The sequence below is a fragment of the Prevotella sp. tf2-5 genome (assembly GCF_900115435.1).
Lineage (GTDB): Bacteria > Bacteroidota > Bacteroidia > Bacteroidales > Bacteroidaceae > Prevotella.
In genome coordinates this window covers 92,556-116,877 of sequence record NZ_FOWK01000009.1, presented here as the reverse complement: position 1 = coordinate 116,877, position 24,322 = coordinate 92,556, and the positions used below count along the sequence as shown (strand labels likewise).

General features: G+C 49.8%; 23 protein-coding genes. 13 read left to right on the top strand and 10 right to left on the bottom strand.

From position 1 onward, the window contains the following. Positions 1 to 3: 3 nt before the first annotated feature. Positions 4 to 759: a DUF5715 family protein gene (locus BM257_RS10395; protein WP_092072045.1), complete on the bottom strand. Its 756-nt coding sequence runs from the start codon at positions 757 to 759 to the stop codon at positions 4 to 6. Between the two features lie 150 nt (positions 760 to 909). On the opposite strand from BM257_RS10395, the gene BM257_RS10390 reads away from it, so the two are divergent. The 7 genes from BM257_RS10390 (at position 910) to BM257_RS10360 (ending at position 7,405) form a co-directional block, all read left to right on the top strand. Next, on the top strand, positions 910 to 1,887 hold the full coding sequence (locus BM257_RS10390) for a PhoH family protein (RefSeq protein WP_092072042.1): 978 nt from the start codon (positions 910 to 912) through the stop codon (positions 1,885 to 1,887). Beyond that, positions 1,865 to 2,812, top strand: coding sequence for a phosphoribosylaminoimidazolesuccinocarboxamide synthase (locus BM257_RS10385; protein ID WP_092072039.1), 948 nt, complete (start codon positions 1,865 to 1,867; stop codon positions 2,810 to 2,812). Before BM257_RS10390 ends, BM257_RS10385 begins: the two co-directional genes overlap by 23 nt. Positions 2,813 to 2,854: 42 nt before the next feature. Continuing rightward, complete coding sequence (gene ubiE / locus BM257_RS10380; protein ID WP_092072036.1) at positions 2,855 to 3,589, top strand: bifunctional demethylmenaquinone methyltransferase/2-methoxy-6-polyprenyl-1,4-benzoquinol methylase UbiE; 735 nt, start codon at positions 2,855 to 2,857, stop codon at positions 3,587 to 3,589. Positions 3,590 to 3,602: 13 nt separating this feature from the next. Next, positions 3,603 to 4,349 (top strand): shikimate dehydrogenase family protein, encoded by a 747-nt coding sequence (locus BM257_RS10375; protein ID WP_092072033.1) that lies wholly within the window; start codon positions 3,603 to 3,605, stop codon positions 4,347 to 4,349. Positions 4,350 to 4,355: 6 nt separating this feature from the next. Next, the gene (locus BM257_RS10370; protein WP_092072030.1) at positions 4,356 to 5,567 is read left to right on the top strand and encodes a TPM domain-containing protein; all 1,212 of its coding nucleotides are present in this window, start codon (positions 4,356 to 4,358) and stop codon (positions 5,565 to 5,567) included. Positions 5,568 to 5,638: 71 nt separating this feature from the next. Then, positions 5,639 to 6,220 carry a LemA family protein gene (locus BM257_RS10365; RefSeq protein WP_092072166.1) on the top strand — a complete coding sequence of 194 codons (582 nt, stop codon included), beginning with the start codon at positions 5,639 to 5,641 and terminating at the stop codon, positions 6,218 to 6,220. A 21-nt stretch (positions 6,221 to 6,241) separates the two neighbouring features. Next, positions 6,242 to 7,405, top strand: a complete 1,164-nt coding sequence (locus BM257_RS10360; protein ID WP_092072163.1) for an AIR synthase-related protein — start codon at positions 6,242 to 6,244, stop codon at positions 7,403 to 7,405. Positions 7,406 to 7,492: 87 nt separating this feature from the next. Here the strand turns inward: BM257_RS10360 and BM257_RS10355 are convergent, their stop codons facing one another. From BM257_RS10355 to BM257_RS10345, 3 genes are read right to left on the bottom strand one after another with little or no spacing between them, the layout of a single operon-like run. Next, entirely contained in the window at positions 7,493 to 7,945 is a 453-nt protein-coding gene (locus BM257_RS10355; RefSeq protein WP_092072027.1) for a DUF4293 domain-containing protein, read from the bottom strand. 8 nt (positions 7,946 to 7,953) lie between these two features. Next, complete coding sequence (locus BM257_RS10350) at positions 7,954 to 8,301, bottom strand: DNA-directed RNA polymerase subunit omega (RefSeq protein WP_092072024.1); 348 nt, start codon at positions 8,299 to 8,301, stop codon at positions 7,954 to 7,956. 3 nt (positions 8,302 to 8,304) lie between these two features. Further along, positions 8,305 to 9,132, bottom strand: a complete 828-nt coding sequence (locus BM257_RS10345) for an outer membrane protein assembly factor BamD (protein ID WP_092072022.1) — start codon at positions 9,130 to 9,132, stop codon at positions 8,305 to 8,307. 147 nt (positions 9,133 to 9,279) lie between these two features. Between BM257_RS10345 and uvrB the strand changes: the two genes are divergently transcribed. From uvrB to BM257_RS10330, 4 genes are all read left to right on the top strand, one after another. After that, a complete protein-coding gene (gene uvrB / locus BM257_RS10340) occupies positions 9,280 to 11,310 on the top strand; it encodes an excinuclease ABC subunit UvrB (RefSeq protein WP_092072019.1) in 2,031 nt (676 codons plus the stop codon). Positions 11,311 to 11,387: 77 nt separating this feature from the next. After that, positions 11,388 to 12,014 (top strand): DUF4468 domain-containing protein, encoded by a 627-nt coding sequence (locus BM257_RS10335; RefSeq protein ID WP_092072017.1) that lies wholly within the window; start codon positions 11,388 to 11,390, stop codon positions 12,012 to 12,014. Continuing rightward, a complete protein-coding gene (locus BM257_RS14890; RefSeq protein WP_177216088.1) occupies positions 12,011 to 12,184 on the top strand; it encodes a hypothetical protein in 174 nt (57 codons plus the stop codon). The genes BM257_RS10335 and BM257_RS14890 overlap by 4 nt, the downstream gene beginning before the upstream one ends. Then, the gene (locus BM257_RS10330) at positions 12,181 to 14,529 is read left to right on the top strand and encodes a putative porin (protein WP_369821321.1); all 2,349 of its coding nucleotides are present in this window, start codon (positions 12,181 to 12,183) and stop codon (positions 14,527 to 14,529) included. The genes BM257_RS14890 and BM257_RS10330 overlap by 4 nt, the downstream gene beginning before the upstream one ends. A gap of 14 nt (positions 14,530 to 14,543) precedes the next feature. On the opposite strand, the gene BM257_RS10325 is transcribed toward BM257_RS10330, so the two are convergent. After that, on the bottom strand, positions 14,544 to 15,185 hold the full coding sequence (locus tag BM257_RS10325) for an HD domain-containing protein (RefSeq protein ID WP_092072014.1): 642 nt from the start codon (positions 15,183 to 15,185) through the stop codon (positions 14,544 to 14,546). 77 nt (positions 15,186 to 15,262) lie between these two features. On the opposite strand from BM257_RS10325, the gene menA reads away from it, so the two are divergent. Then, positions 15,263 to 16,174, top strand: a complete 912-nt coding sequence (gene menA / locus BM257_RS10320) for a 1,4-dihydroxy-2-naphthoate octaprenyltransferase (protein WP_092072012.1) — start codon at positions 15,263 to 15,265, stop codon at positions 16,172 to 16,174. On the opposite strand, the gene BM257_RS14885 is transcribed toward menA, so the two are convergent. Together BM257_RS14885 and BM257_RS10315 are read right to left on the bottom strand one after the other, a co-directional pair. Beyond that, entirely contained in the window at positions 16,143 to 16,319 is a 177-nt protein-coding gene (locus BM257_RS14885; RefSeq protein ID WP_177216087.1) for a hypothetical protein, read from the bottom strand. The genes menA and BM257_RS14885 overlap by 32 nt on opposite strands. A 10-nt stretch (positions 16,320 to 16,329) precedes the next feature. Further along, on the bottom strand, positions 16,330 to 17,223 hold the full coding sequence (locus BM257_RS10315) for an RluA family pseudouridine synthase (protein ID WP_092072009.1): 894 nt from the start codon (positions 17,221 to 17,223) through the stop codon (positions 16,330 to 16,332). Between the two features lie 1,077 nt (positions 17,224 to 18,300). Here BM257_RS10315 and BM257_RS10310 point away from each other — a divergent pair. Then, positions 18,301 to 20,187: a M13-type metalloendopeptidase gene (locus BM257_RS10310; RefSeq protein WP_092072006.1), complete on the top strand. Its 1,887-nt coding sequence runs from the start codon at positions 18,301 to 18,303 to the stop codon at positions 20,185 to 20,187. 159 nt (positions 20,188 to 20,346) lie between these two features. Here the strand turns inward: BM257_RS10310 and BM257_RS10305 are convergent, their stop codons facing one another. From BM257_RS10305 to BM257_RS10295, 3 genes are all read right to left on the bottom strand, one after another. Beyond that, positions 20,347 to 22,008, bottom strand: coding sequence for a S28 family serine protease (locus tag BM257_RS10305; protein WP_177216086.1), 1,662 nt, complete (start codon positions 22,006 to 22,008; stop codon positions 20,347 to 20,349). Between the two features lie 73 nt (positions 22,009 to 22,081). Further along, a complete protein-coding gene (locus BM257_RS10300; protein ID WP_092072000.1) occupies positions 22,082 to 23,629 on the bottom strand; it encodes a S41 family peptidase in 1,548 nt (515 codons plus the stop codon). 11 nt (positions 23,630 to 23,640) lie between these two features. Continuing rightward, complete coding sequence (locus tag BM257_RS10295; protein WP_092071997.1) at positions 23,641 to 24,297, bottom strand: porin family protein; 657 nt, start codon at positions 24,295 to 24,297, stop codon at positions 23,641 to 23,643. Positions 24,298 to 24,322: the final 25 nt, after the last annotated feature.

Sequence of the window (24,322 nt, the reverse complement as noted above, 5' to 3'; positions counted from 1 at the left end):
CTTTTACCTAACGGTCATGTGGAAGCAACCTTGCTTCACCTCATACTTGATATAACAGCGTCCCTGTTCACGCATATCCCTCAGCACCTCGCACAACACCCACTTTAACGTGTCGTCACGAACAGGTTGAGTAACAGGGTGATACCGGTTATAGCAAATATCAAAAGTCGTGCCGAAGAGATGACAACTGCGCTCCGTTGCGTTGCCGTTTCTTCGGCGCAGTTTTACTACATCGTTTTCCGTACGCAGCACACTGGTAACTATCAACTGGTTGAAGGGGACACCCTTCACATACAGGCTGTCGTAGAATGCCTGACCGATGTCCTGCAGTAACACAGCGGCACGAGGCACCAGATACGGAATACTGCTGTACAACGGGTCGATATGATAGTACGGACTTGCCCCCACATACACCAACTCCTTCATACGCTTTTCCGCATCCTCACGGTTCTTGACGGGACGCACCCCCCATTTCTCCGCGGCTACGATCTGCACTGCCTGACTGTCAGGAAACGACTCCTTATAATTATGGACACCTAAAATGCGGTGCTTTTTGCCTGTAAAAATAGTATGTCGACTGTTGGCAATTGACAAGGGAGCGTTATCTGTTGACGTTTCTTGACTGTCAATTTCCGTCTGTTGACTATTATCTGTTGTCTGCTGACTATTGTCAACCCCTGGAAATACCGCCCTAATAATGGCTAAAAGCACCACTGCCACGGCGAATCCAAGCAAATATTTATTCTTCGTTATCTTCATTTGGCTGCGAAGGTACAAATTTTCTCGCGGAAAAACGAATTTCTCCCAAAATATTCGTAACTTTGGTTTCACCAAAGATACTTCAGTTCGAGAAAACCCAAATAAAATTTGGTTTTCTTCTCACTTATTCGTATCTTTGCAACCATTATTATGATAGAGAAACATATTGTATTAGAGGATATTGACCCTGTCGTGTTCTACGGGACAGGGAACGGGCATTTGCAGATGTTGCGGGCTCTGTATCCAAAGCTGCGCATCGTGGCACGAGACAATGTCATCCGCATCCTGGGTGACGAGGAGCAGATGGCTGCCTTCGAGGAGAGTGCCGAGAAACTGCGCCAGCACGTGTTGCGGTTTAATGCGCTGAACGAGGAGGACATCCTGGACATCGTGAAGGGACATCGCACGAAGGACGAGGTGCCGGAGGGTGTCGTATGCTATACCATGTCGGGGCGACCTATCAAGGCACGCTCGGAGAACCAGCAGCGGCTCATCGATGCCTACGAGCAGAACGACATGGTGTTTGCCGTAGGGCCTGCCGGAACGGGAAAGACCTACCTCTCCATCGCCCTTGCCGTAAAGGCTCTGAAGGAGAAGACGGCGAAGAAGATCATCCTCTCGCGCCCTGCCGTAGAGGCTGGTGAGAAGCTGGGATTCCTCCCCGGTGATATGAAGGATAAGATTGACCCGTATCTGCAACCGCTGTACGACGCACTGGAGGACATGCTGCCACAGATGAAGTTGCAGGAGATGATGGAGAAACATATCATCCAGATAGCCCCTCTCGCCTTCATGCGAGGCAGAACGCTGAGTGACGCCGTGGTCATTCTCGACGAGGCACAGAACACCACTCCGCAGCAGATCAGGATGTTCCTGACCCGTATGGGATGGAACACGAAGATGATCATCACGGGTGACATGACGCAGATAGACCTGCCGAAGACTCAGCTCTCAGGACTGGTGGAGGCGCTGCGCATCCTGAAGGACGTAGAGGGCATCGGTGTGGTGGAACTGGGACGCAAGGACATCGTGCGCCACAAACTGGTAACACGTATCGTGAATGCCTACGAACGCTTTGACAAAGAGAAACAAAACAAAGATAACAATGAAAGCATTAACAAAGACTGACTTCAATTTTGAAGGACAAAAGAGTGTGTATCACGGAAAAGTCCGTGACGTGTATAACATCAACGACGACCTGATGGTGATGGTGGCTACCGACCGCATCTCGGCTTTCGACGTGATTCTGCCGAAGGGTATCCCCTTTAAGGGACAGGTGCTCAACCAGATTGCCGCTAAGTTCCTGGATGCCACTACGGACATCTGTCCGAACTGGAAGCTCGCCACCCCCGATCCGATGGTGACAGTAGGTCTGAAGTGCGAGGGTTTCCGTGTGGAGATGATTATCCGCAGCATCCTGACAGGCTCGGCATGGCGTGAGTACAAGAACGGTTGCCGTGAGCTGTGCGGTGTGAAACTGCCTGACGGTATGAAGGAGAACGAGCGTTTCCCTGAGCCTATCATCACCCCGACGACCAAGGCTGACGAGGGTCATGACATGAATATCTCGAAAGAGGAGATTATCGCCCAGGGACTCGTATCGGCAGAGGACTATGCCGTGATGGAGGACTATACCCGCAAGATTTTCGCTCGTGGACAGGAGATTGCCGCCAAGCGCGGACTCATCCTCGTGGATACGAAATATGAGTTCGGCAAGCGCGATGGTAAGGTGTATCTCATCGACGAGATTCACACCCCGGACTCCAGTCGTTATTTCTATGCCGACGGTTATGAGGAGAAGCTCGCCAAGGGTGAGCCCCAGAAGCAGCTCTCGAAGGAGTTCGTGCGCCAATGGCTCATCGAGCATGATTTCATGAACGAGCCCGGACAGGTGATGCCTGAGATTACCGACGAGTATGCAGAGAGCGTCTCAGACCGTTATATCGAGCTCTACGAGCATATCATCGGAGAGAAGTTCGAGAAGGCAAGCGACAATGACGATATCGCCGCCCGTATCGAGAAGAATGTCAGCGAGTATTTGAAGACTAGATAAACTAGAAACTCTAGATAATCTTGAATAACTAGAACAACTGAAATGAGTTACCAGCAAGAGACGATCAAGCCCTATCATGAGGGCAGCAAGGCTACGCAGGTGGAGCAGATGTTTGATAACATCGCCCCTACCTACGACACGCTGAACCATCGTCTCTCATGGGACATAGACCGTGGGTGGCGTAAGAAGGCTATCCAGCAACTCCAGCCCTACCAGCCACAGACGATGCTTGATATCGCAACAGGAACGGGTGACTTCGCCATCCTTGCCGCAGAGATGCTCAAGCCTCAGCGACTTATCGGAGCGGATATCTCGGAAGGTATGATGAATATCGGCAGGGAGAAAGTGAGGAGACAGGGCTTGCAGGATGTCATCTCGTTTGAGAAAGAAGACTGTACGGCGCTCTCCTACCCTGACAATACCTTCGACGCTGTCACGGCAGCCTTCGGCATCCGCAACTTCGCCGACCTCGACAAAGGGCTGCAGGAGATGTGCAGGGTATTGAGGGAGGGAGGACATTTGAGTATTGTCGAACTGACATCACCGGTGTCTTTCCCCATGAAACAACTCTTCCACATCTATGCCCACACGGTACTGCCCGTCTATGGCAGACTCATCTCCAAGGACACTGCCGCCTATTCGTATCTCACCAAGACCATCGAGGCATTCCCGCAGGGAGAGCAGATGGTGGAGATACTGAGGAAGGCTGGTTTTCAGACCGCACAGTTCAAACGACTGACGTTCGGTATCTGCACGATGTATTTCGCAACAAAATAAATGGAAAAGAATTATGGATAAGTACGGACTAATCGGTTACCCGTTGGGACACTCGTTCTCCATCAGTTACTTCAACCAGAGGTTTCAGGATGAAGGCATCGATGCCGTGTATGAGAACTATGAGATCCCCAATATCGACGCACTCCCCGAAGTGCTGGGCTCTAACCCCGAACTGAAAGGGCTCAATGTCACCATCCCCTATAAGGAGAAAGTGATACCCTTCCTGGACAGCATCGCTCCGGAGGCACGTGCCATCGGAGCCGTCAATGTCATCCGTGTCACCCATCGTGGCAATAAGACGGAGCTGAAGGGCTATAACTCGGATGTCATCGGTTTTACCAAGAGCATTGAGCCGATGCTTGATAAGAAATGGCACCAAAAGGCGCTTATCCTCGGAACGGGCGGAGCCTCGAAGGCGATAGACTACGGACTGCGCAGTCTCGGACTAGAGACTGTCTTCGTCAGCCGTTATGAGCGTCCGGATACGATTCAGTATCAGAGTATCACGCCGGAGGTGGTGAAAGAGTATAACGTGATTGTCAACTGTACCCCTCTGGGTATGTACCCCAAGACCGAGGTATGTCCCGACCTGCCGTATGAGGCAATGGACAGTCACACCATCCTTTACGACCTTATCTATAATCCTGACGAGACACTGTTCATGAAACGGGGTGCCGAATATGGAGCCAATGTAAAGAACGGACTGGAGATGCTCTTGTTGCAGGCTTTCGCCTCATGGGAGTTCTGGCACGAGAAATAATCCGCTATGACGACGACTTTCTTCTATTTCCTCGGATTCATCATCCTCCTGTTAGGGGGAGGCTATACGGTCACACGCAAGTATGACTATACCCCGAAGAATGCCCTGATGAAGAAGTCGTCAGACCTCAACGCCCTCACCTATCAATATAATGACGCCATCATCGCACTGGAGAATTCCTATAAGATGGAGAAGAAACAACAGTCTTTCTGGAATGTCTCAAGCATCAGGCGTCAGTATTCCAAACGCTATCAGGCTCTGGAAAGGGAGTATCAGGGCAAGCGCAGGCAGATGACAAGGGTCTGGGAACAGATGAACCCAGCATGGTGCAAGGCTCGGAATATATGGGGATGGATATTCACCATTGGTATGATGGGTGCGTTCAGCTGTTGCTCCTTCTCCATGCCTTTTGAGGAAGACGAGCCTGCCGTATCAACTGTCAGCAGCAGTACCGAGGAGCGGTATTGGAATGCGGAGAACATCCCCATACCGCATCTGAAGGATGCCAACCAGTATGTGTCGAACCCGGATCATGTGCTGGCACAGAACACGGTAGACCAGATGAACGTGACACTGAAACGTCTGGACACAGAACTGGGTATTGAGAGTGTCGTCATCGTCGTCAACCATATCGAGAATGACGATCCTTTCCGCTTTGCACAGGATGTGGGAAACAAATACGGAGTGGGAAGAAACGACCGGGGACTGGTCGTTGTTGTGGGGTATCAGGACCACAGCATCAATATGTCACCAGGCAGGAGTCTGGAGGCAGACCTGACGGATGCGGAGTGCCACCGGTTGCAACAACAATATGTCGTACCAGCCATGCGTGCCGAGATGCCCGACAGTGCGATGTACTATCTGACTGAAGCAATCTATGCCACCATGCAGAAGAAAGAACTGCCGGAGATGTCGTCACTGACCAGTCAAAGTGATGAGATAGACAATGAGATTATCGCCACGACGGGGCTTTACATGCTCTTCATGATAGCATGGATAGCCTTCTTCATGCATCTCAACCGTAAGTACCAGTGGCTTGCTGTATTAGGTGTTGCCTCTCTACGCTCAAACCCCTTCTACGATTACAACTCGTCTGGCGGTGGCAGTTGGGGAGGTTCCAGCGGAGGCGGACACAGCTCGTGGGGAGGTGGAGGCTTCAGTGGAGGCAGTTTCGGAGGAGGCTCCTTCGGTGGTGGAGGTGCTACGTCACGATGGTGAGCCCCAGTCGGAATGTCGGAATCACGGAATGTCGGAATAACGAAATAAACAAAAATAAAAGAATTATGAAAATCAGTAAAGGACTTATCGCAATTATCGCAGTGGTCGTCATCCTTGGCGCATGGGCTGCAAGTGCTTACAACTCTATGGTACAGGTGCAGGAAACCGCAACAACGGCACTGTCTAACGTACAGTCTGCCTATCAGCGTCGTGCCGATCTGATTCCTAACCTCGTGGAGACCGTCAAGGGCTATGCTGCTCATGAGAAGCAGACACTGGAGGATGTGGTGGCAGCACGCAGCAAGGCGACACAGATCACCCTCGACCCGGAGAACATGACTCCAGAGAAGATGAAGGAGTTCCAGCAGGCTCAGGGAGAACTGGGCAGTGCCCTCGGTCGTCTGATTGCTATTCAGGAGAACTATCCTGACCTGAAGGCTAACGAGAACTTCCGTGATTTACAGGTACAACTTGAAGGTACGGAGAACCGCATCAACGAGGCTCGCAACAAGTATAACCAGGCTGTTCAGGGTTATAATGTCGAGATTCGCTCTTTCCCCAAGAACATCTTCGCCGGTATCTTCGGATTCGCCAAGATGGACAAGTTTGAGGCTGAGGCAGGAGCAGAGAAAGCACCACAAGTTAAATTCTAAGATATGACAGACAATCGTTATATGATGCGCGGTGTCAGTGCCGCCAAAGAAGACGTTCATAACGCCATCAAGAACATCGACAAGGGAATCTTCCCACAGGCTTTCTGTAAGATTATCCCTGACATCCTGGGCGGTGACCCGGAATACTGTAACATCATGCATGCCGACGGAGCCGGTACGAAGTCGAGCCTTGCCTATATGTACTGGAAGGAGACAGGTGACCTCTCCGTATGGAAGGGTATCGCACAAGATGCCATCGTGATGAACACCGATGACCTGCTCTGTGTGGGTGCCGTAGATAATATCCTTGTATCGAGTACCATCGGACGTAACAAGATGCTGATTCCTGGTGAGGTCATCAGTGCCATCATCAACGGGACGGATGAGTTGCTTGCTGAACTCCGTGAGATGGGTATTGGTATCTATCCCACAGGTGGTGAGACTGCCGATGTGGGTGACCTGGTACGTACGATCATCGTTGACTCTACCGTCACCTGTCGCATGAAACGCAGTGATGTCATCGACAATGCCAATATCCGTCCAGGGGATGTCATCGTCGGACTCTCCTCCACCGGACAGGCTACCTACGAGAAACGTTACAACGGTGGTATGGGTTCTAACGGACTCACCTCCGCCCGTCATGATGTCTTCGCGAAATATCTGGCAGAGAAATATCCTGAGAGCTTTGACCATGCCGTACCAGAGGAATTAGTGTATAGCGGGAAATATGAACTGCTCTCGAAGTACTCTGAGGACTCGGAGTACGCTGCCCTCCCCAATATGGGACAACTCGTTCTCTCCCCCACCCGCACCTATGCTCCCGTCATCAAGAAACTGCTCGACGAGCTGCGTCCTGAGATTCACGGTATGGTGCATTGTACTGGTGGAGCCCAGACAAAGGTGCTGCATTTCGTCAACGACAACTGTCGTGTCATCAAGGACAACATGTTCCCAGTACCTCCCCTCTTCCATGCCATCCATGAGTGCTCCGGCACCGACTGGAAGGAGATGTATCAGGTATTCAACATGGGACACCGCATGGAGATATACGTCCGTCCTGAGGTGGCAGAGAAAGTCATCGCCCTGTCGAAGTCATTCAATATCGACGCACAGGTTATCGGACACATCGAGGAAGGTAAGAAGAGCCTGACCATCCAGAGTGAGTTCGGCACCTTCGAATACTAACAAAGAGTTTCTAGTAAACAAAGAGGCACCTTCCCAATTGGGAGGGTGCCTTTGTCGTTATGAAATTATTCGTTGATTATTTGATACCTATCTGATCCTGTCTGCTGCCCGCACCAACCGTTCATCAGCAAGAACTCCCTTGCGAGCCATAAAAAGCAGAATCGCGATGACTGCCGGGAACGAGGATGCTATCTCCAAACGGAAATTGGCCGCATCTGGCGCCAGCTGCTTACTGACCACAATCATGGAGACATACCACAACACCATGATGAAGATGTTGACCATACACAAGCGAGCTTGCAAAGGGCGACGCTTATAAAGGAATATCGTGCATGCACTCAGTGTCGTGGATAAGAGCATCAGTATAAACAAAGGACATGGAATAAAACTGCTGGTGTTATTCTGTCCTAATGCCCAGAGACTGAATATCCGGTAAGTGGTAAGTCCCTCAAAAGACACCGTTGCCAACTGCATACATAAAGAAAGTACACCAAAGACGACGGCAAGGAAGAGGAATATCGTTTGCTTACGTTGTATCATAATCTTTATCAGAGACGCTCCTCCTGCATCATAGACTGCTCACGAGCAGGGTCACGCCAATAGACCTTACCCTCCACGAACTCCTGTGTTGCCAGAAGAGAAGGTTTTGGAAGTTTCTCATAATAACGGGAAATCTCTATCTGCTCACGATTCTCAAATACCTCTTCCAAAGAGTCATTATAAGAGGCGAACTCTGCCAGCTTCTTGCTCAGGTCCTCCTTAATCTGGACACTGATCTGGTTGGCACGCTTAGAAATGATTGCAACACTCTCATAGATGTTACCAGTTTCCTCACAGAGATCCATGATATTACGTGTCACTGTGTTTACTGGTGCTTTTGACTTCTTATAATCCATATTCTAATCTTTTGTTATTTTCTTACATTTAATGATAAACTTCTCCGCTGTTTCTTTCTCCTTAGACTCAGGATACTCGTTCAGGAATCCATAACACTCATCCTCTGCCTCACGGTAACGCTCGAGCTTCCTTTCCTCGGAGCTGTTCTCCGCCAAATAGAACTTACTCTTCATGATCAACACGGAGAACTTCTCGCGGATCTTTGTATAAGGGTAATTCTTCAGAGCGTTCTGAGCCGTGATGATACATGCCTCATAGTTACTTTCCGTATTGGCATTGATATTTCCGAAATATCCTCCCAGGTTGTAATACAGCTGGGCAGAGAGGAACTCCTTTTGTACTAAGTTGTCCTGCAACTCAAACAGACGCTGCTGTGCGATAGGACGTAATTCTGAATCAGGATACAAATCCAGGAACTGCTGATAAGCATTGATGGCGCCAATGGTCGGAGTCTGGTCAAGGCGGGGCTCAGGAGCACTCCTATAGAGAGACTGTCCCACATAGAAGGAAGCCTGCTCGGAGAAATTGCCTTTCGGATAACTGGCATAATACTTCTTGAAAGTAGTACTTGCTGACTCATAATCTCTGTTACAGTATTGGGACATGCCTAACAAATACAAACATTCCTGGGCATTATCCCTTCCCTTCTGGATCATCACCAAATCCTGTAGCAACGAACTAGCCTGCTGGAATTTACCCATAGCAAAGCACTGCTTAGCGTACTCATACTTATAGTCATTATCCGCATTCTTGTAGACCCTATTAAACTCAGAGGCACAACTGCTCAGAAGAACAGCCATACAGAGCGTCAAGATATTGCCTTTATTCATCCTATAATCAAATTTGACGTGCAAAATTAGTCATTTTCCCGTTAATAACAAAGGAAAACGAACGATTTTTAGCAATTATCGTAGGATTATAACGTTTGTTACGAAGAAATTTTGTTTTTTACCCGTTTATTCGTACCTTTGCAGGATATGAACTTTCAACTGACATCAAAATACAAGCCGACAGGTGACCAGCCTGAGGCTATCCGTCAACTGACGGACGGAGTAAGAAGAGGAGACAGAGCCCAGGTGCTGCTGGGAGTGACAGGCTCTGGAAAGACCTTTACGATGGCAAATGTTATTGCGAAGATCAATCGCCCTACCCTTATCCTCTCCCACAACAAGACCCTTGCCGCCCAGTTATATGAGGAGATGAAGGGTTTCTTTCCCGATAATGCGGTAGAGTATTATGTCAGTTATTATGACTACTACCAGCCAGAGGCTTACCTGCCGACGACCGACACCTATATTGAGAAAGACCTTGCCATCAACGAGGAGATAGACAGACTGAGACTCCGTGCGGTAAGTGCTTTGTTATCAGGAAGAAAAGACGTTGTCGTTGTATCATCAGTTAGTTGTATTTACGGAATGGGAAGTCCTGTCGCCCTTCATGAGAATGTCATTGAGGTTCATAAAGGACAGATCATCGACCGTAATACTTTGTTAAGAAAATTAGTAGCCGCGCTCTATGTCAGGAACGACCTTGAGTTAAAGCGAGGATGTTTCCGTGTGAAAGGTGACACGGTGGATATCGCGATGGCATATAATGAGGTGATCCTACGCATCACCTTCTGGGATGACGAGATTGATGGTATAGAAGAACTGGATGCGGTCACGATGGACCGTCTCTCTTCCTTTGAGGAGTATAAGCTCTACCCTGCCAATCTTTTCATGACCTCACAGGAACAGACAAATATCGCCATCCGGCAGATACAGGACGACCTGGTGAAGCAAGTAGCATTCTTCGAGGAACTGGGTGACGGTATCAAGGCACAGCGCATCAAAGAACGTGTGGAGTATGACATGGAGATGATCAAGGAACTGGGACATTGCTCTGGTATCGAGAACTATTCCCGGTATTTTGATGGCAGACAAGCTGGCGAGCGCCCATACTGTCTGCTTGACTTCTTCCCGGACGATTATCTCATGTTCATTGACGAGAGCCACGTTAGTGTCCCACAGATTGGAGCGATGTACGGAGGTGACCGTGCCAGGAAGACCAACCTGGTGGAATTCGGGTTCCGCCTGCCTGCCGCATTTGACAACCGGCCGTTGACATTTGAGGAGTTTCAACAGATGACGAATCAGGTCATTTATGTCAGTGCCACACCTGCTGATTATGAGTTAAACGAGTCAGAAGGCATTGTCGTGGAACAGCTCATCCGACCCACCGGTCTTCTTGACCCAGAGATAGAGGTGCGTCCTACGGAGAACCAGATTGACGACCTGATGGACGAGATACAAACACGTGTGCTTCGGAAAGAGCGTGTACTGGTGACCACCCTCACCAAGCGGATGGCAGAGGAGTTGAGTGAATACCTGCAGAATCATGACATCCAGACAGCTTATATTCATAGTGAGGTGACGACTTTGGACCGTGTGAAGATCCTGGAGAACTTGCGAAACGGGGTGTATGACGTACTGGTGGGTGTCAACCTGTTACGTGAGGGACTCGACTTGCCGGAAGTATCATTGGTGGCGATACTGGATGCGGACAAAGAAGGATTCCTCCGTTCCCACCGCTCACTGACCCAGACGGCAGGACGTGCGGCACGTAATATTAACGGAAAAGTGATTATGTATGCCGATACGATCACGGCATCCATGCAACTCACTATCGACGAGACAGCACGGCGACGTCAGAAACAGATGCTTTATAATGAGGAGCATCATATCACCCCTAAGCAGATAGAGAAAGCCCTCAAGCAAAGCGATCTCCGACAGTTTGCCGGGGAAGAGGAAACCAGGAGACAAGCACAGACCGCTTATATCAGTCCGATGGAGCAAGGAGCCTTTGCCGCCGATCCTATCGTACAGCGCATGACCCGTCCACAACTGGAGAAGAGTATTGCGGAGACGACACGACTGATGAAAGAAGCTGCCAAAAAACTCGATTTCCTCCAGGCTGCCCAGTACCGTGATGAGATTATTCGTCTACAGAAAGAGCTGGAATTAAAATAAATTATCATAATTTATTAGGCTGTTCTGTCATTATTTTGTATTTTTGCATCCAAAATAATTATAAACAGACAATAGCTATGAAACATTTTGTATGGTCTATGCTCCTGATAAGCATACCAATGACGGGATTTGCCCAAAACACCTGGGAACAAACTGAGACAAAGAAAGAGACGGTAGAGAAAGTCGTTGTGGTAAAGCCGAATCCCAACCAGAAATACCTGAAAGGGGCAGTTCCTGTAGTTGACGGAAAGGTCGTCTTCAGTAAGACTTTCGAGGCTCCCGGCAAGTCTGCCTTCGACATATACAATATCATCGGCAAGTTCTTTCAAGACGTCACCCGTGAGCCCAACCAGCTTAACAGCAAGATCGTAAAGGCTGACACCACCGACTACGAGCTCGGTGCCAGTTACGAGGAGTGGCTGGTGTTCCAAAGCAACGCCATCTCCCTTGACCGCACACGTTTCTATTATGTCTTGAAAGCCGTTTGCCAGAACGGGAAAGTCACCGTAGAGATGTCACATATCAAATATTTCTATGAGGAGGAGCGTAAGCCTCAGCGTTATAAAGCAGAGGAATGGATTACTGACGAGGAGGCTGTCAACAAGAAGAACACCAAATTGCTGCCCATCACAGGTAAGTTCCGTCGCAAGACCATTGACCGCAAGGACTATCTGTTCAACAAGATTGAGGACTTACTCCGATGAGACTCCTACGTAACATCCTCAATACGATATTTGTCATTGGGGCTGCTGTCGGTATGATCCTATATTACATGGGACAGCGGGAGACTGGTACCTATATTATTATCGGCGCCATGGCATTCAAGTTTATTGAGGTCGTGGTACGCCTTCTTAAACTGGAAGACAGAAATTGAAGAAACAGTTATATACACTGATCACCCTGGCATGCATGGCAACCGCTATGCATGCACAAGTTTATAATCAGATCGACGAGAACGGCAGGATTACCCAGCGGGACGAGAGCAATGGTAATTTCAACCCCAACCGCCGCGACTCTGTCAAGAACAAGGAGATACCTCGTAGCGTTCATGTATGGACGGTTGACCGTCGCTTTGGAGATGTCATACCTGCGGCATTGGACACCATGCCCCACCTCTATCCGAACACGATCTTCAACACGGGTGTCTATGGGGAATATAACACGACAGGTAGTAACTATACCCCCCGGCTGAGCCGTATCTTTATCGACCGCAAGATCACCAGTGATTTTTTCTTCACCCAGCCATACGACTATACGACGAAAGAGCCTGACGAATTCCTGTTTGTCAATACCCTTTCACCCTATACCAATATCAGTTACGACAACTGTGGTAATAAGCAGAACGGTGAGGACCATATCGACGCTAAATTTGCCATCAATGCCAACAAGCGGTTAGGTATGGGATTCGACCTGGACTATCATTATGCCCGAGGATATTACCAGAACCAAAGCAACTCCCATTTCAGGGCTTCCTTCTTCGCCTCTTATATCGGAGACCGTTATCAGATGCATACCCTTTTCTCCACCTACCATCGTAAGATGGCGGAGAACGGAGGTATCACCAACGACAACTATATCACCCATCCCGAGAGTTTCGACGACCAGTTCAGTGAGGAGGAGATACCTACCGTGCTCTCCAAGAACTGGAACCGTAACAACTCCATCCATTTCTTCCTCTCCCACCGTTATAACCTCGGTTTCTACCGTAAGGTGAAAATGACAGAGGCGGAGATCAAGGCACGACAGTTTGCCGCTGCCTCTGCGAAAGAGAAACAGGAGCGGGAGAACAAGGAGAAAGACGCGGCACCTGGACGCCGGGGAGAGAGGATTTCCCAAAACATGCCCAGCGGTCGTCCAGAGAATGCCCGCATAGCCGGAGACCTCCCCAAAAGCGGGGAGAAGCCACAGATGGCAGACTCCACCCGTATCAAAGTGGAGTCTCAAGAAAAGATGGACAGTCTGTTGGCTGCCCAGGCTCACCAGGACTCTATCGATGCCACGATGAAACGGGTGTACGTCCCTGTCACCAGTTTCATCCACACCCTCGACATCAACAGTCATAGCCGTATCTACCAGGCGTACAACACCCCTGACGACTATTATCTGAACACCTATTATAATTACAGTGACGAGGGGAAATATAGTAATGACTCCATTTATGACAAGACCAAATACCTGTCTATCAAGAACACCTTTGCCATCGCCCTCCTCGAAGGTTTCAACAAATGGGCAAAGGCTGGACTCAAAGGATTCATCAGCTATGACCACCGCAAGTTCCAAATGCCTGACTTGAATGATGATGGCGACATCTATCACATGAACAAATGGTCAGAGGGACATGTGAGTGTTGGTGGACAGATCTCCAAGACACAAGGAAAGACCCTTCATTATAACCTTGCATTAGAGGCTTGGATCGTTGGTGCGGATGCCGGTGCCCTCAAAGTGAATTTCGGCACAGACCTGAACTTCCCCTTATTCGGTGATACGGTACGACTGGCTGCCAAAGCATATTTCCACCGTCTCAATCCCGTATTCTTCCAAAGACAATTCCACTCCAAGCATCTTTGGTGGGACGACCCCGACTTTTCCAAGGAGACCCATACCCATATCGAAGGACTCTTTTCTTATCCCAAGACCCACACCCAACTGCGTATCGCCGTTGACGGAATACAGAACTACACCTATTTCGGTATGAGCTATGCCATGACGGAAACCAATGGACGCAGTGGTTTGACGGCTGGTGTCTTTCAGGAGGGTGGTAATATCAATGTGTTTACGGCACAACTCCGTCAGGACTTCAGAGTGGGTATCCTTAACTGGGAGAATGTGTTAACCTACCAGAATTCCACCAACAAGGACGTGCTCCCGCTCCCCACCATGAACATCTTCACGAACCTCTATCTGAAGTTCAAGATTGCGAAGGTGCTGAGTGTGGAACTGGGTACCGACGCATATTACTTCACGAAATATTATGCGCCAGACTATGTCCCGCAACTAGGACAGTTTGCCATTCAGAAGAATGAGAACAGCCGTGTGGAACTGGGAGGCTATCCCTTTGTGGATGTCTATGCTAACTTCCACTTGAAGCGAGCCCGCTTCTTCGTGATGATGAGTCATGTCAATAACTCATCAGGTAATAAGATGATGTTCCTGGCTCCTCACTATCCTATGAATGGTAACGTGCTGCGCTTCGGAGTCTCTTGGAATTTCTATAACTAATATCCCTGGAGGAGCTAAAGCGTTCCTGATTCTTCCAGGAATATCTTATCGAAGACTTTCCGCATCTCAGTAGGATTGACAATAAGCGAGCGTAACTGGTTCAGGTTACGCTCGCTTTCTGAACCATGAATCCAAAGACGGATATATCCGTTAACGGAGTATTTCTCCGCCATGTGCTGACAGAACCGCCTCCAGTGTCCTTCCCTGTCCATCTCAGGGTAATTGGCAAGACCAAACTGGACGGTGCGACGGATAACGGTCTCCGGGGCAAGGTCACGATCCGCCTCCGCCACTATTTTCCCATAGATACTGCGAGGAGCATGAGAGGCTGAGGCACGATGGTCCTCCACCGCTTCCTTCATCATTTTGATTTGCTCTGGCGAGAACCAGCGTTTCAGTCGGGCATCCTGCATCAGTATCTTACCACTTGTCAGATGATGGATCGCGCGAGGACCACTGAGTCCCAAGTCATGATAGGCAGCGACGACATATACCATATTCATGTCAGCACCTGTTTGACGTGCCAACGCAATGGAATTACGGATGACACGAGTGACATGACTCAGGTTGTGAGCCTTGTCAAACTCTGCATAGCGCGGTAGTATCTGTGTCTCCACGAACTCCACCAAATCGAGACTTGCCGTATTGTTTATCATCAGAAAACAGTGAAAATTTTTGCAAATATACGTATTATTCCGTACTTTTGCAAGAAGAATCAAGTAAAAAAGTATTTATGAGCGATACGATCATCAAACAGAACTCCCTCCGTGCATGGATCCTGGCAGCCCGTCCCAAGACCCTCTCTGGCGCCGCTGTACCTGTGCTTATAGGACTCTCTCTGGCATATATGGACGCTAAACAGTATGAGGGTGACGTGTTCAGTTGGACGGCGGCAGCTCTCTGCATGCTCTTTGCCGTCGTGATGCAGATTGACGCTAATTTCATCAACGACTTCTTCGACTATGCCAAAGGGAATGATGATGCTGAGACACGACTGGGTCCCTTGCGTGCCTGTACACAGGGCTGGGTCACCACGGATGCCATGAAACGTGCGATAGCCTCCACGACCTGTGCCGCTTGTGTCATCGGACTTCCCCTGATCTATTACGGCGGGTTGGAGATGATATTCGTCGGACTGCTCTGTGTGGTATTCTGTTTTCTCTATACCACTCACCTCTCCTATATCGGCATGGGGGATGTACTGGTCTTGTTGTTCTTCGGTATCGTACCCGTCTGTGTCACCTACTATGTGCAACTGCACCTGGTTACCACAGAGGTCTTCGTAGCCTCTGTCGCCTGTGGCTTAGTCATTGACGCATTACTGATAGTCAACAACTATCGTGACCGTGACAATGACAAGAGGGACGGGAAGATAACACTGGTGGTCCGCATCGGTGAGCACTATACGGAGTATCTTTATCTGGGATTAGGGGTCGCTGCCTGTCTGATGGGAGGTGTGTTCTGGATGAACCAGCATGTCCTTGCCTTCATCCTTCCTTTCATCTATCTCATGCTCCATTTCTTCACATGGCTGAAGATGAGACGTATCCATCAGGGCAAACAACTCAATGAGTGTCTGGCTGAGACAGCTCGCAACATCCTCGTCTACGGACTTACAGTGTCGGCGGGGTTGCTCCTTCTCTGAGGAAGAAATACCACAACGCCACCATAATGGCTATGAGGATGATGGTAAAGACGGACTTCAAGAGACAGCCCGCGATCTTCTTCACCACCACAAAGCCGATGACCACCATCAGCAGCAATACGATATAATAGGTCAAATTCTCCATCACTTCAATTCTATTTAAACAGTTGTCTGAATGCTACGGGGATGGGGGTCTCGAACTCCATCCGCTCATGGGTCACCGGATGCTCCATGCACAACAGGAAAGCATGCAGACAGAGACGGTGTATCGGGTCGTTTCCATCTCCGTATTTCACGTCACCACATACTGGATGTCCCATATCAGCGGCATGCACTCGGATCTGGTTCTTACGGCCCGTCTCTAACTTGAACTCCACCAGCGAGTGGTCCGTAGTACGGTCAAGGACATGGAAATGAGTCACCGCATATTTTCCCCCATTATCAACAGGTGAAGAGTATGTCACATACGCCTTGTTGTCCTTCAGCCAGTTGGCGATGGTTCCCTCGTCCTGTTCCACCTCCCCACTCAACACGGCGACATAACGACGGTCATACACGATATCATGCCAGTAATGCTCCAACGCCTGCTCCGTATCCATGTCCTTCGCATAGACCATCAGTCCTGACGTGTCACGGTCTAAGCGATGCACCACATGAGCCGTGCATTTCTGACGTGACTTCTTGAAATAGTCGTCCAGGATCGTCTTGACATTCAACGAGGAATGACCAGCTGCCATGGACAGGATTCCCTCATGCTTCTCAACAACAATGATCCAACGGTCCTCATACACGATTTTCAACCAACGGCTCTTGAACTGTGTCTGGTTACGCTTGGTCTTACTGACAGCGACCTTCATACCCGGTTTCAGCAGGAAGTCAAACTGACTCACTGTCTTGCCGTTCACACGGATTCCCCTGCCCTGCAGTGTCAACTTGATCTTGTTACGACTCTGCTTGACATTTTCTAACAAGAACTCCAATAACGGCTGTTCCTCGCTGACGACAAAATGGTCATATTCGCCTTGCTGGTTATATGGGTTATACCTCATAGCTTCTCTACATTCCTATTCTGACTGCAAAGGTACTACATTTTTCACCAGCCACCAAATTTTGATACTACAAACTTATGAGTGATATTAGGCATTACTATGGGGGTATAACAGATATTGGAACACCCTATAACAGATACTGGAACAAGGTGAAGGAGATACTGGAACAAGCCATCGCAAATACTGGAATCTCTCGCATTACAGATTACAGATTACAGTTTGCGATTTCAGATTTCAGATTTCAGTAAGTGATCTATGACAAATGACAAATGACAGTTTATCATTTGACCGGATTTTCAAACAAATAACAAATAACAGTTAGCGAAAAAGAGGGAAACAATCTCAGTCTCAGTGTCTCAGTAAGCGAACGAACGAACAGCGAACAGTTTACTAAAGTAGGAACATACATAAAAGTCTATATATTATATTATTATATATATATTATAAATAATATATATATAATAAAATTAGTGGTCAACATTTTTGGGCAAATGGAATAACTGTTCAACTGTTCGTTCGTTCGCTTTAAAAAACTGAGATTCTGAGACTGAGACTGCATTACCATACTGAAGAAGTTGACACCCTACCCTGGGAATCGTTGACGCTTTTACTAGAAAGGTTGACTTTCACTAACTGTCATCCGTCATTTGTCATAGCATTCAACGTTTTGACTTACTGAAATCTGAAATCTGAAATCAATCATTGCCAACCGAATCAGAAAATCGGAACTGTTATTTGTTAACTGTTATTCAATCTGTAAACTGTGTACTGATAGAAATTCAAGGATTTCAAAAAACTACTCCCCTTCTCCCGTTTCCTTCTGAAATACTCATGTACAGGGCGTTTCGGGACGGGAGTAGTTTTTGCGAATCCTCTCTTCGACATCAGGGCCATCCTCAACAAGAAGCAAAATTAAACTAACAGGCGCACGCGCGAACAGGGTGACGCATCGCCGAAGTCAGGAAAAGAGAGACGATGGGAAACTTTGTAGATAATAAAGAATATATTCATTTATTTCAGAAGAAATGACTACCTTTGCACAATTGATGGAAATTAAAATGTATAATTTATAAGTATATGAAGGGCAATAATCTTTGGGTATTTATTACCTTTTTAGCTTTCAGCAGTTTGAGTTTGTTTACCGCCTGTTCGAAGGATGATGGTGAGGCGTCGTCGGCGACAGATCCGTATCATTATCCTGACGACTATTTAGCCAACAAGGACCTTTCGGTGAAGCCCGGCGACAGTTTTTTCGACTACTGTAACGGCACGTGGCTGAAGGAAAACCCCATCCCCGACGACCTGAGCAAGAACATCGGCGGAATCTATGCCGCCAAGGAAGCCATGGAAGTGAGGGTACAGGAGTTGAAGAAGACCGTTCCCGACATCGGCCGCTTCTTCACCCTCTCAGACCACATGCACGACTACTCCAAGGAGTCACGCGACTACATCACCGCATTGGCTGCGAAATATAAGAAGCCCGCCACCAAGGAAGAGGCTTACCGCACCCTCGGCAAGATGTTCATGGACGGTATCGACGTCGTACAGGCCACCCCTATCTGGGACAAGGACAGGCTGAAACTCACCATCCTGCCCATGTCAGCGTACAGAATCAACACCCAGGAGAACATAGAGCGCATGAAGTCACAGCCACGCCGCAGCCTGTCAACCACCAGGGGGGAAAATGGCGAGACGGCACTCACACTCGTTGCCGAGGGAATGGGTATAGACCCTGCCATGCTGCAGATGTCCGAAGTAGAAATCCTGCGCTGGAACATCTACTGGGACAGCCACAGCGTCGACGACCTCTATCATGTCATGCAGAGCGCCTTTCTGACTTATAAGGCCTTTGCCGACGAGGCTGGACTGGCCGAGTTCAACAAGACACTGCCTGCCAAGGACCAGGCCACGCTGAAGTCGCTGCGCATTGATGCCCGAATGGAGCTGAACTACCTCATGTCCTACCACGTGCAGCAGAAATACATGCCGCAGAGCCTGAAGGACAAGTTCGTCAACATCACCAAGGAAATCCAGGCATCCCTCCGCAAGCGCATCGCTCGCGTCGACTGGATGAGCGAGACCACCAAGAACAATGCCATCGACAAGCTCAACAACTGCCACATGTGCGTCGGCTACCCCGACACTTGGCACAAGGAGTGTCTCCCCGCACTCGCCGACTGCAAGACCATGGTAGAGGCTCTGCATCGGCTGAAGGCTGCTAATGCCCGACTGACGGCCAAGCTCGTGGGCACCGACGACCTCTTCGCTGTCAGGATTATGAGCTCCATGCAAGGTCCCGACGAGGAACCCATCCCCTCCGACCTCACACTGGTCAACGCCCTCTATATGCTCTCCGACAACTCCATCTCCATCTACCCCGCCATGCTCCTGCCGCCCCTCATGCCCACAGGCGACGTCAGCGAGGCCTGCTACTATGCCGTCTTCACCATCATCGGCCATGAGTTCACCCACGGTTTCGACAACAACGGCTCCGAGTGGGACAAGTATGGCGAGCGCAAGAACTGGTGGACCGTTGCCGACAAGATGAATTTCAAGGAGCGCAGCGAGACCCTCGTCCGCACCTTCAACCTCCTGGAGCTCGACCCCGAGCGCGATCCGCTGGTCTACTGTGACGGTGTGCGCACACTCGGTGAGAACATTGCCGACCTGGGTGGTTTCCTCACTGCCCTCGACGCCTACCAGGAGCGCCTCGACCAGCAGGGCTTCACCGGTGAGACACGCAACGAGCAGCTCCGCAAGTTCTATGAGTCCTATGCCCACCTTTGGTGCATCCAGTATGGTAGTAATACGTTCGAAATCCTCAAGCATGACGACGTGCACGCCCATGGCCGCCTTAGAGTCAATGGTGTGGTGATGAATACCGACATGTGGTACAACCTATACAACGTCAATCGGAACCACCTGTTATACCTGCCCGTGGAACGCAGATCATACATTTGGTAAATTGGAAAGAAAAGATTTGTGGGAAGAGACGATAGACATTCCGCTGGATGACTTCCAGATGAATCCCGACGAGGGAACGTTTGATGCGCTGTAAGCAAAAAACAAGCCCGCTGGAATGAGCAGGCTTGTTTTTTTTGTGTTGTCGTCTGACGTCTCCTTTTATTTCAGTTTCAGGAACTTGTTGAGCGCGTTGACGATTTTGGTCTCGGAGTCTTTCGTGTAGAATTCGCGGTGCAGGAACACGTCAGTGTGTGTGGCTAATCCGTCAACAACCTTTACTAACATATCGTTCTGCGAAACAGTCTCGTCGTCGATGCCGCCACCCGTCCAGGGGTCGTTGTAGGCATAGACAAAGATGATGGGTTGCGTGTTCTCAGTCTCCGCCCACTTACGGAAGTCTTTCATCAGGTAGCCTCCATCCTGCTTGTAGATGCCTGCCTTTCCACACTGTTCGTATAGGGCCTGGGTGGAGAACATGTAGTTGACTTTCTCGCAGTCAGCAGGTGTCAGAATGCTTCCTGGAGTATTGGCTATGGAGTAGTCGTTGTCGGCAGCTCCCAGCTCCGTGAAGGCCTGGATGTTGTAGGGAGCTCTGGGCGACTCGCGACGGAATCGCAGGTAGTCCCACTGCTCTTCTTCTTTGGTGGCGCCTCTCATGGCTTGGGAAGTCTTCTCCTTCTGCTGGTCGGCGAGGTATTTGTCCAGCGCCTTGTCGTCCATGACGATGAACTGCATGAAGAAGGTCCACTCGTCTTCCGTTGCCGTGCCGTCCTCCAGGGGCTTCAAGTCGGGAACAATATCGGCCCACGTGTAGAATTGTACATACGAGAACTTGGAGAACAATGCGTCATAATAGGTATAGAGGGTGAACGCCGTCACGTCTTTGGTCTGGTCGCCTGTGCTCATTGGGCTCTTGGCGTTGTACTGCTCAAGAATCTTTTGATATGATGCAGGGTCTGCCTGATAGACGGCCTTGTTGGCTGCTGCGCGAATCTTCGCGTTGGTGCATATCAGCTGAGGAATCTTTCTCAGGCGCTCGTAGGCGATGGCTTCTTTCGAGCCGGCTTCGTAGCCGTAGCCGCATATGTCTTTCAGGTAGGTACCCGGCGTGATGTCGTTACAGCTGTGGGTGCCGTCAGTGTAGTCGGTGCCGATCATGAAGGGTGCGCAGAAGGGAACATACACGTCGAAGTCAGTCCATTTGTAGTAGTCGCTCCAGTAGGCCTGCAGGGCGGTGGTGATGCCGTCTTTGCTGGTACCTGTGCTGGCCCACTTGCCGGTCTTGAAGAGGTTTTCCTTCAGGGCGCTGACAATGTTGTGAATGTCGCGGGCCTGCTGATTGGAGTTCAGGTAGGTCAAGTCGAGGTTGTCGACGGGCTCGGGCAGCGACTCTCCAAAGTAACGGTGCTCAATATTCAGTTGGTTGGCATCCAGCTGGGTTGCCAGGTCGGTGTCGTAGTACTCCATGTTATAGCCGTGAGTCAGCACGACGACATTCTTCTCCGCACCTTTGTACCTGAGCCGACAGGCTTGGAGATAGGTGCCCAGCTCGGGTCTGTTGTGGTCGATGGGCTGTTCGAAGCTGAACGCGTAGCAGGGTGCACTGGCTGTTGCGCCGGCTCTGCGGTTAGCCTCCAGGCTTTCAGTCTCTCCGGCTCCGCTGTAGTCGTCGGTATTCTCTTCGTCGACGAGTCTGACATTGGTGACTCCAGGAATGTCCGACAAGGCTTTAATCACTTCGTCGGTTTCAGGAATGCCCGCAGGGACGGGCTGAGGAATAGCATCCATGTTGTTGTCCTCTGTACAGCCGACAAGCATCATCGTGGCCAGTGCGGCCAGCATGTAATATCTGATTTGTTTCATAGTTCAATACTTTTTATTCTTCAATACTACTTTAATTTCCCGTGCGAATGTAGTCCAGGGCACGTTCCAGCTGGGTGTCGTACTCATCCAAGTGCTTGGCGTCGAGGCTTACCTCGATGTCAGGCTCGACACCGTAGCCCTCCAGCACTTTCTTGTTCATATCATGGATAGCAACCATGGGGAGGTAGACGTAAACGGGAGTCTGACGCTTCACGCCGATGTGACCGGTGTAGTTGACGGTGAACTCTTCCTGTCCAGTCAGTGCACAGAGTCCGCCCCACGAGCGCGTACCAATCAAACGGGCATTGGGTAGCTGCTTGGCGCACAGCGACGTCGTTTCAGACATGCTGACCGACCAGCAGTTGATGAGGATGGTGATGGGAACATCGTCGATGATCTCATGTTCATCAGCCATCGTCGAAGCCGACTGCGGCATGAAGGGTGAATAGTCGTAGCGGCCGGCGCCACGTTTGAAGCGTGCATAGCCATACTGGATGCCGCCTTGGGGAGCCAGGCTGCCCAGCACGTAATTGGAATCGTAGACGATACCGCCGCCGTTGGAGCGCAGGTCGATGACAACGCCCTTCAGCTGCTTCTGCTTATGCAGGCGCTGGATGGCTCCGAACCATGCGTTATAGACGTCTTTTACCCTGGTGGCGACCTCGGTGTCGTGCTTGGAGCCGCTGAAGTACTTTTCGAAATAGAGGTCATTCAGGTAGGTGGTCAGGGAGAAGTCGCTGATGTACAGGTAGGCGATGTTGTCCTCGAACAAAGCGTACTTGATGTCGATACCGCCCTCGACGAGCTCTGGGTTGATTGGCTCCAGGAACGGAACGTTCAGGAAGCTATACATCGAAACAAGGTTGTTGTACATCTGAATGGATTTATCCGAGACACCCTCTATTTGCAGGATTGCCATGTTTTTGATGAAGCTGTTCAGGTAGGCCAGTGTGGTGGCCTCCATCTCCGTAGGATTCTCCTTGCTCGACAGCTCTTTCTGCTTAGCAACTGCCCACTGATAGCCGATACCTGGCGTGTTCATCACGTAGTACAACTGTGCCGAGGCATACGTGTTGGTCTCTTTCCAGTCCTTCAACTTATACTTGGTATTGTTGACGTAGGGCTTCAGGTTGGGGGTAAATGACATGAGTGCGAAGTCCGGACGTGACATATTGCGAAGCATACTTGGTTCTGCACGCACAAAACTGCCAGTCTTATGGTTATAGAACTCAACACTCAGGTGGCCGTCGTGCAGCGGGGCAACCATCTCTTCCATCAGTTTTTCCAAGTCCTCGTCGCTAACCCCGCCTAGCTCGTCGAGCTTCTCGAACTTCGGCAACATCACGTTGTAGTACTCGTCCCAGTCCAGACCGCACTCTTTCTCATAGTCCCAAAGCGAGTAGGTGCTGTTCATACCATGCCAGAATACTTTAAACTTCTCGGCATAACTGTCTTTAGCCTTGTTGAAGGCCATTTCGTCGTTGTAGGCGTAGTTCAGCACGACGTCACTGTCCTTGTGGCACGATGTGATACCCAGTGTCAACATCAGTGCTCCTAATATCATGATTCTGTTTTTCATTGTCTTTTCACTTAAAATCTGTACCAAATGCCGGCTTGCAAGGCCATCGTTGAGTTGTAGCGATAGTCTTTGACCAGGTCGTTCACCTTCACGGTGCTTACCGTGCTGTAGTAGTAGCGCAGCTCCACCTGGGCTGCCCAGTGGCTGGCAAAGCGGTACTCCACACCGGCACCGCCCACGAAACCGAAGTCCCAGCGACGGTCGCGCTCATCCATGAACTCCACCTTCTCACTGAAGTCGTAATTCGTCTCAGTGAGGGTGTTGAAGTCTGTACCCTTGCGGTTGCTGTTCAGCCAGTAGCCTGTGTAGATACCGAGGTTGCAGAAGCCGCGCAGCTTCTCACCGCCAAAACTGAACGAGCCCATGACGGGCAACTGCAGGTAGTTGTTGACGTACTTGTAGTCGCAGATTTGCAGGTTCTCGCGCTTCTGGCGGTAGTTCTTCTGTGTCCAGTCCAACTCTACGCGTACTCCGACCCAGTCGGTGATGTCGTACTGTCCCATGACACCCATGGTGACACCCCAGCGGTCCTTGTACTGATAGTCGGTCTGATACTGTTTGTCGATAATGAAGTGGTTCATGTCTGCACCACAGTTGACACCCACGCGCCATTGGGCAAACGCCATCATAGGCAGCATGAGCGCAAGCATTGTTAATGTCCTTTTCATTTGCAAATCATTTTATTAGTGTCTT

Bases quoted from the DNA above. Each gene is read 5' to 3' on its own strand.
- BM257_RS14885 (WP_177216087.1), bottom strand. From the start codon at position 16,319: ATGGAGAATTTGACCTATTATATCGTATTGCTGCTGATGGTGGTCATC.
- BM257_RS10375 (WP_092072033.1), top strand. From the start codon at position 3,603: ATGGATAAGTACGGACTAATCGGTTACCCGTTGGGACACTCGTTCTCC.
- BM257_RS14890 (WP_177216088.1), top strand. From the start codon at position 12,011: ATGAGACTCCTACGTAACATCCTCAATACGATATTTGTCATTGGGGCT.
- BM257_RS10295 (WP_092071997.1), bottom strand. From the start codon at position 24,297: ATGAAAAGGACATTAACAATGCTTGCGCTCATGCTGCCTATGATGGCG.
- ubiE (WP_092072036.1), top strand. From the start codon at position 2,855: ATGAGTTACCAGCAAGAGACGATCAAGCCCTATCATGAGGGCAGCAAG.
- BM257_RS10390 (WP_092072042.1), top strand. From the start codon at position 910: ATGATAGAGAAACATATTGTATTAGAGGATATTGACCCTGTCGTGTTC.
- BM257_RS10300 (WP_092072000.1), bottom strand. From the start codon at position 23,629: ATGAAAAACAGAATCATGATATTAGGAGCACTGATGTTGACACTGGGT.
- BM257_RS10305 (WP_177216086.1), bottom strand. From the start codon at position 22,008: ATGATGCTTGTCGGCTGTACAGAGGACAACAACATGGATGCTATTCCT.
- BM257_RS10310 (WP_092072006.1), top strand. From the start codon at position 18,301: ATGAAGGGCAATAATCTTTGGGTATTTATTACCTTTTTAGCTTTCAGC.
- BM257_RS10315 (WP_092072009.1), bottom strand. From the start codon at position 17,223: ATGAGGTATAACCCATATAACCAGCAAGGCGAATATGACCATTTTGTC.
- BM257_RS10335 (WP_092072017.1), top strand. From the start codon at position 11,388: ATGAAACATTTTGTATGGTCTATGCTCCTGATAAGCATACCAATGACG.
- BM257_RS10345 (WP_092072022.1), bottom strand. From the start codon at position 9,132: ATGAATAAAGGCAATATCTTGACGCTCTGTATGGCTGTTCTTCTGAGC.
- BM257_RS10370 (WP_092072030.1), top strand. From the start codon at position 4,356: ATGACGACGACTTTCTTCTATTTCCTCGGATTCATCATCCTCCTGTTA.
- BM257_RS10355 (WP_092072027.1), bottom strand. From the start codon at position 7,945: ATGATACAACGTAAGCAAACGATATTCCTCTTCCTTGCCGTCGTCTTT.
- BM257_RS10385 (WP_092072039.1), top strand. From the start codon at position 1,865: ATGAAAGCATTAACAAAGACTGACTTCAATTTTGAAGGACAAAAGAGT.
- uvrB (WP_092072019.1), top strand. From the start codon at position 9,280: ATGAACTTTCAACTGACATCAAAATACAAGCCGACAGGTGACCAGCCT.
- BM257_RS10360 (WP_092072163.1), top strand. From the start codon at position 6,242: ATGATGCGCGGTGTCAGTGCCGCCAAAGAAGACGTTCATAACGCCATC.
- BM257_RS10325 (WP_092072014.1), bottom strand. From the start codon at position 15,185: ATGATAAACAATACGGCAAGTCTCGATTTGGTGGAGTTCGTGGAGACA.
- BM257_RS10395 (WP_092072045.1), bottom strand. From the start codon at position 759: ATGAAGATAACGAAGAATAAATATTTGCTTGGATTCGCCGTGGCAGTG.
- menA (WP_092072012.1), top strand. From the start codon at position 15,263: ATGAGCGATACGATCATCAAACAGAACTCCCTCCGTGCATGGATCCTG.
- BM257_RS10350 (WP_092072024.1), bottom strand. From the start codon at position 8,301: ATGGATTATAAGAAGTCAAAAGCACCAGTAAACACAGTGACACGTAAT.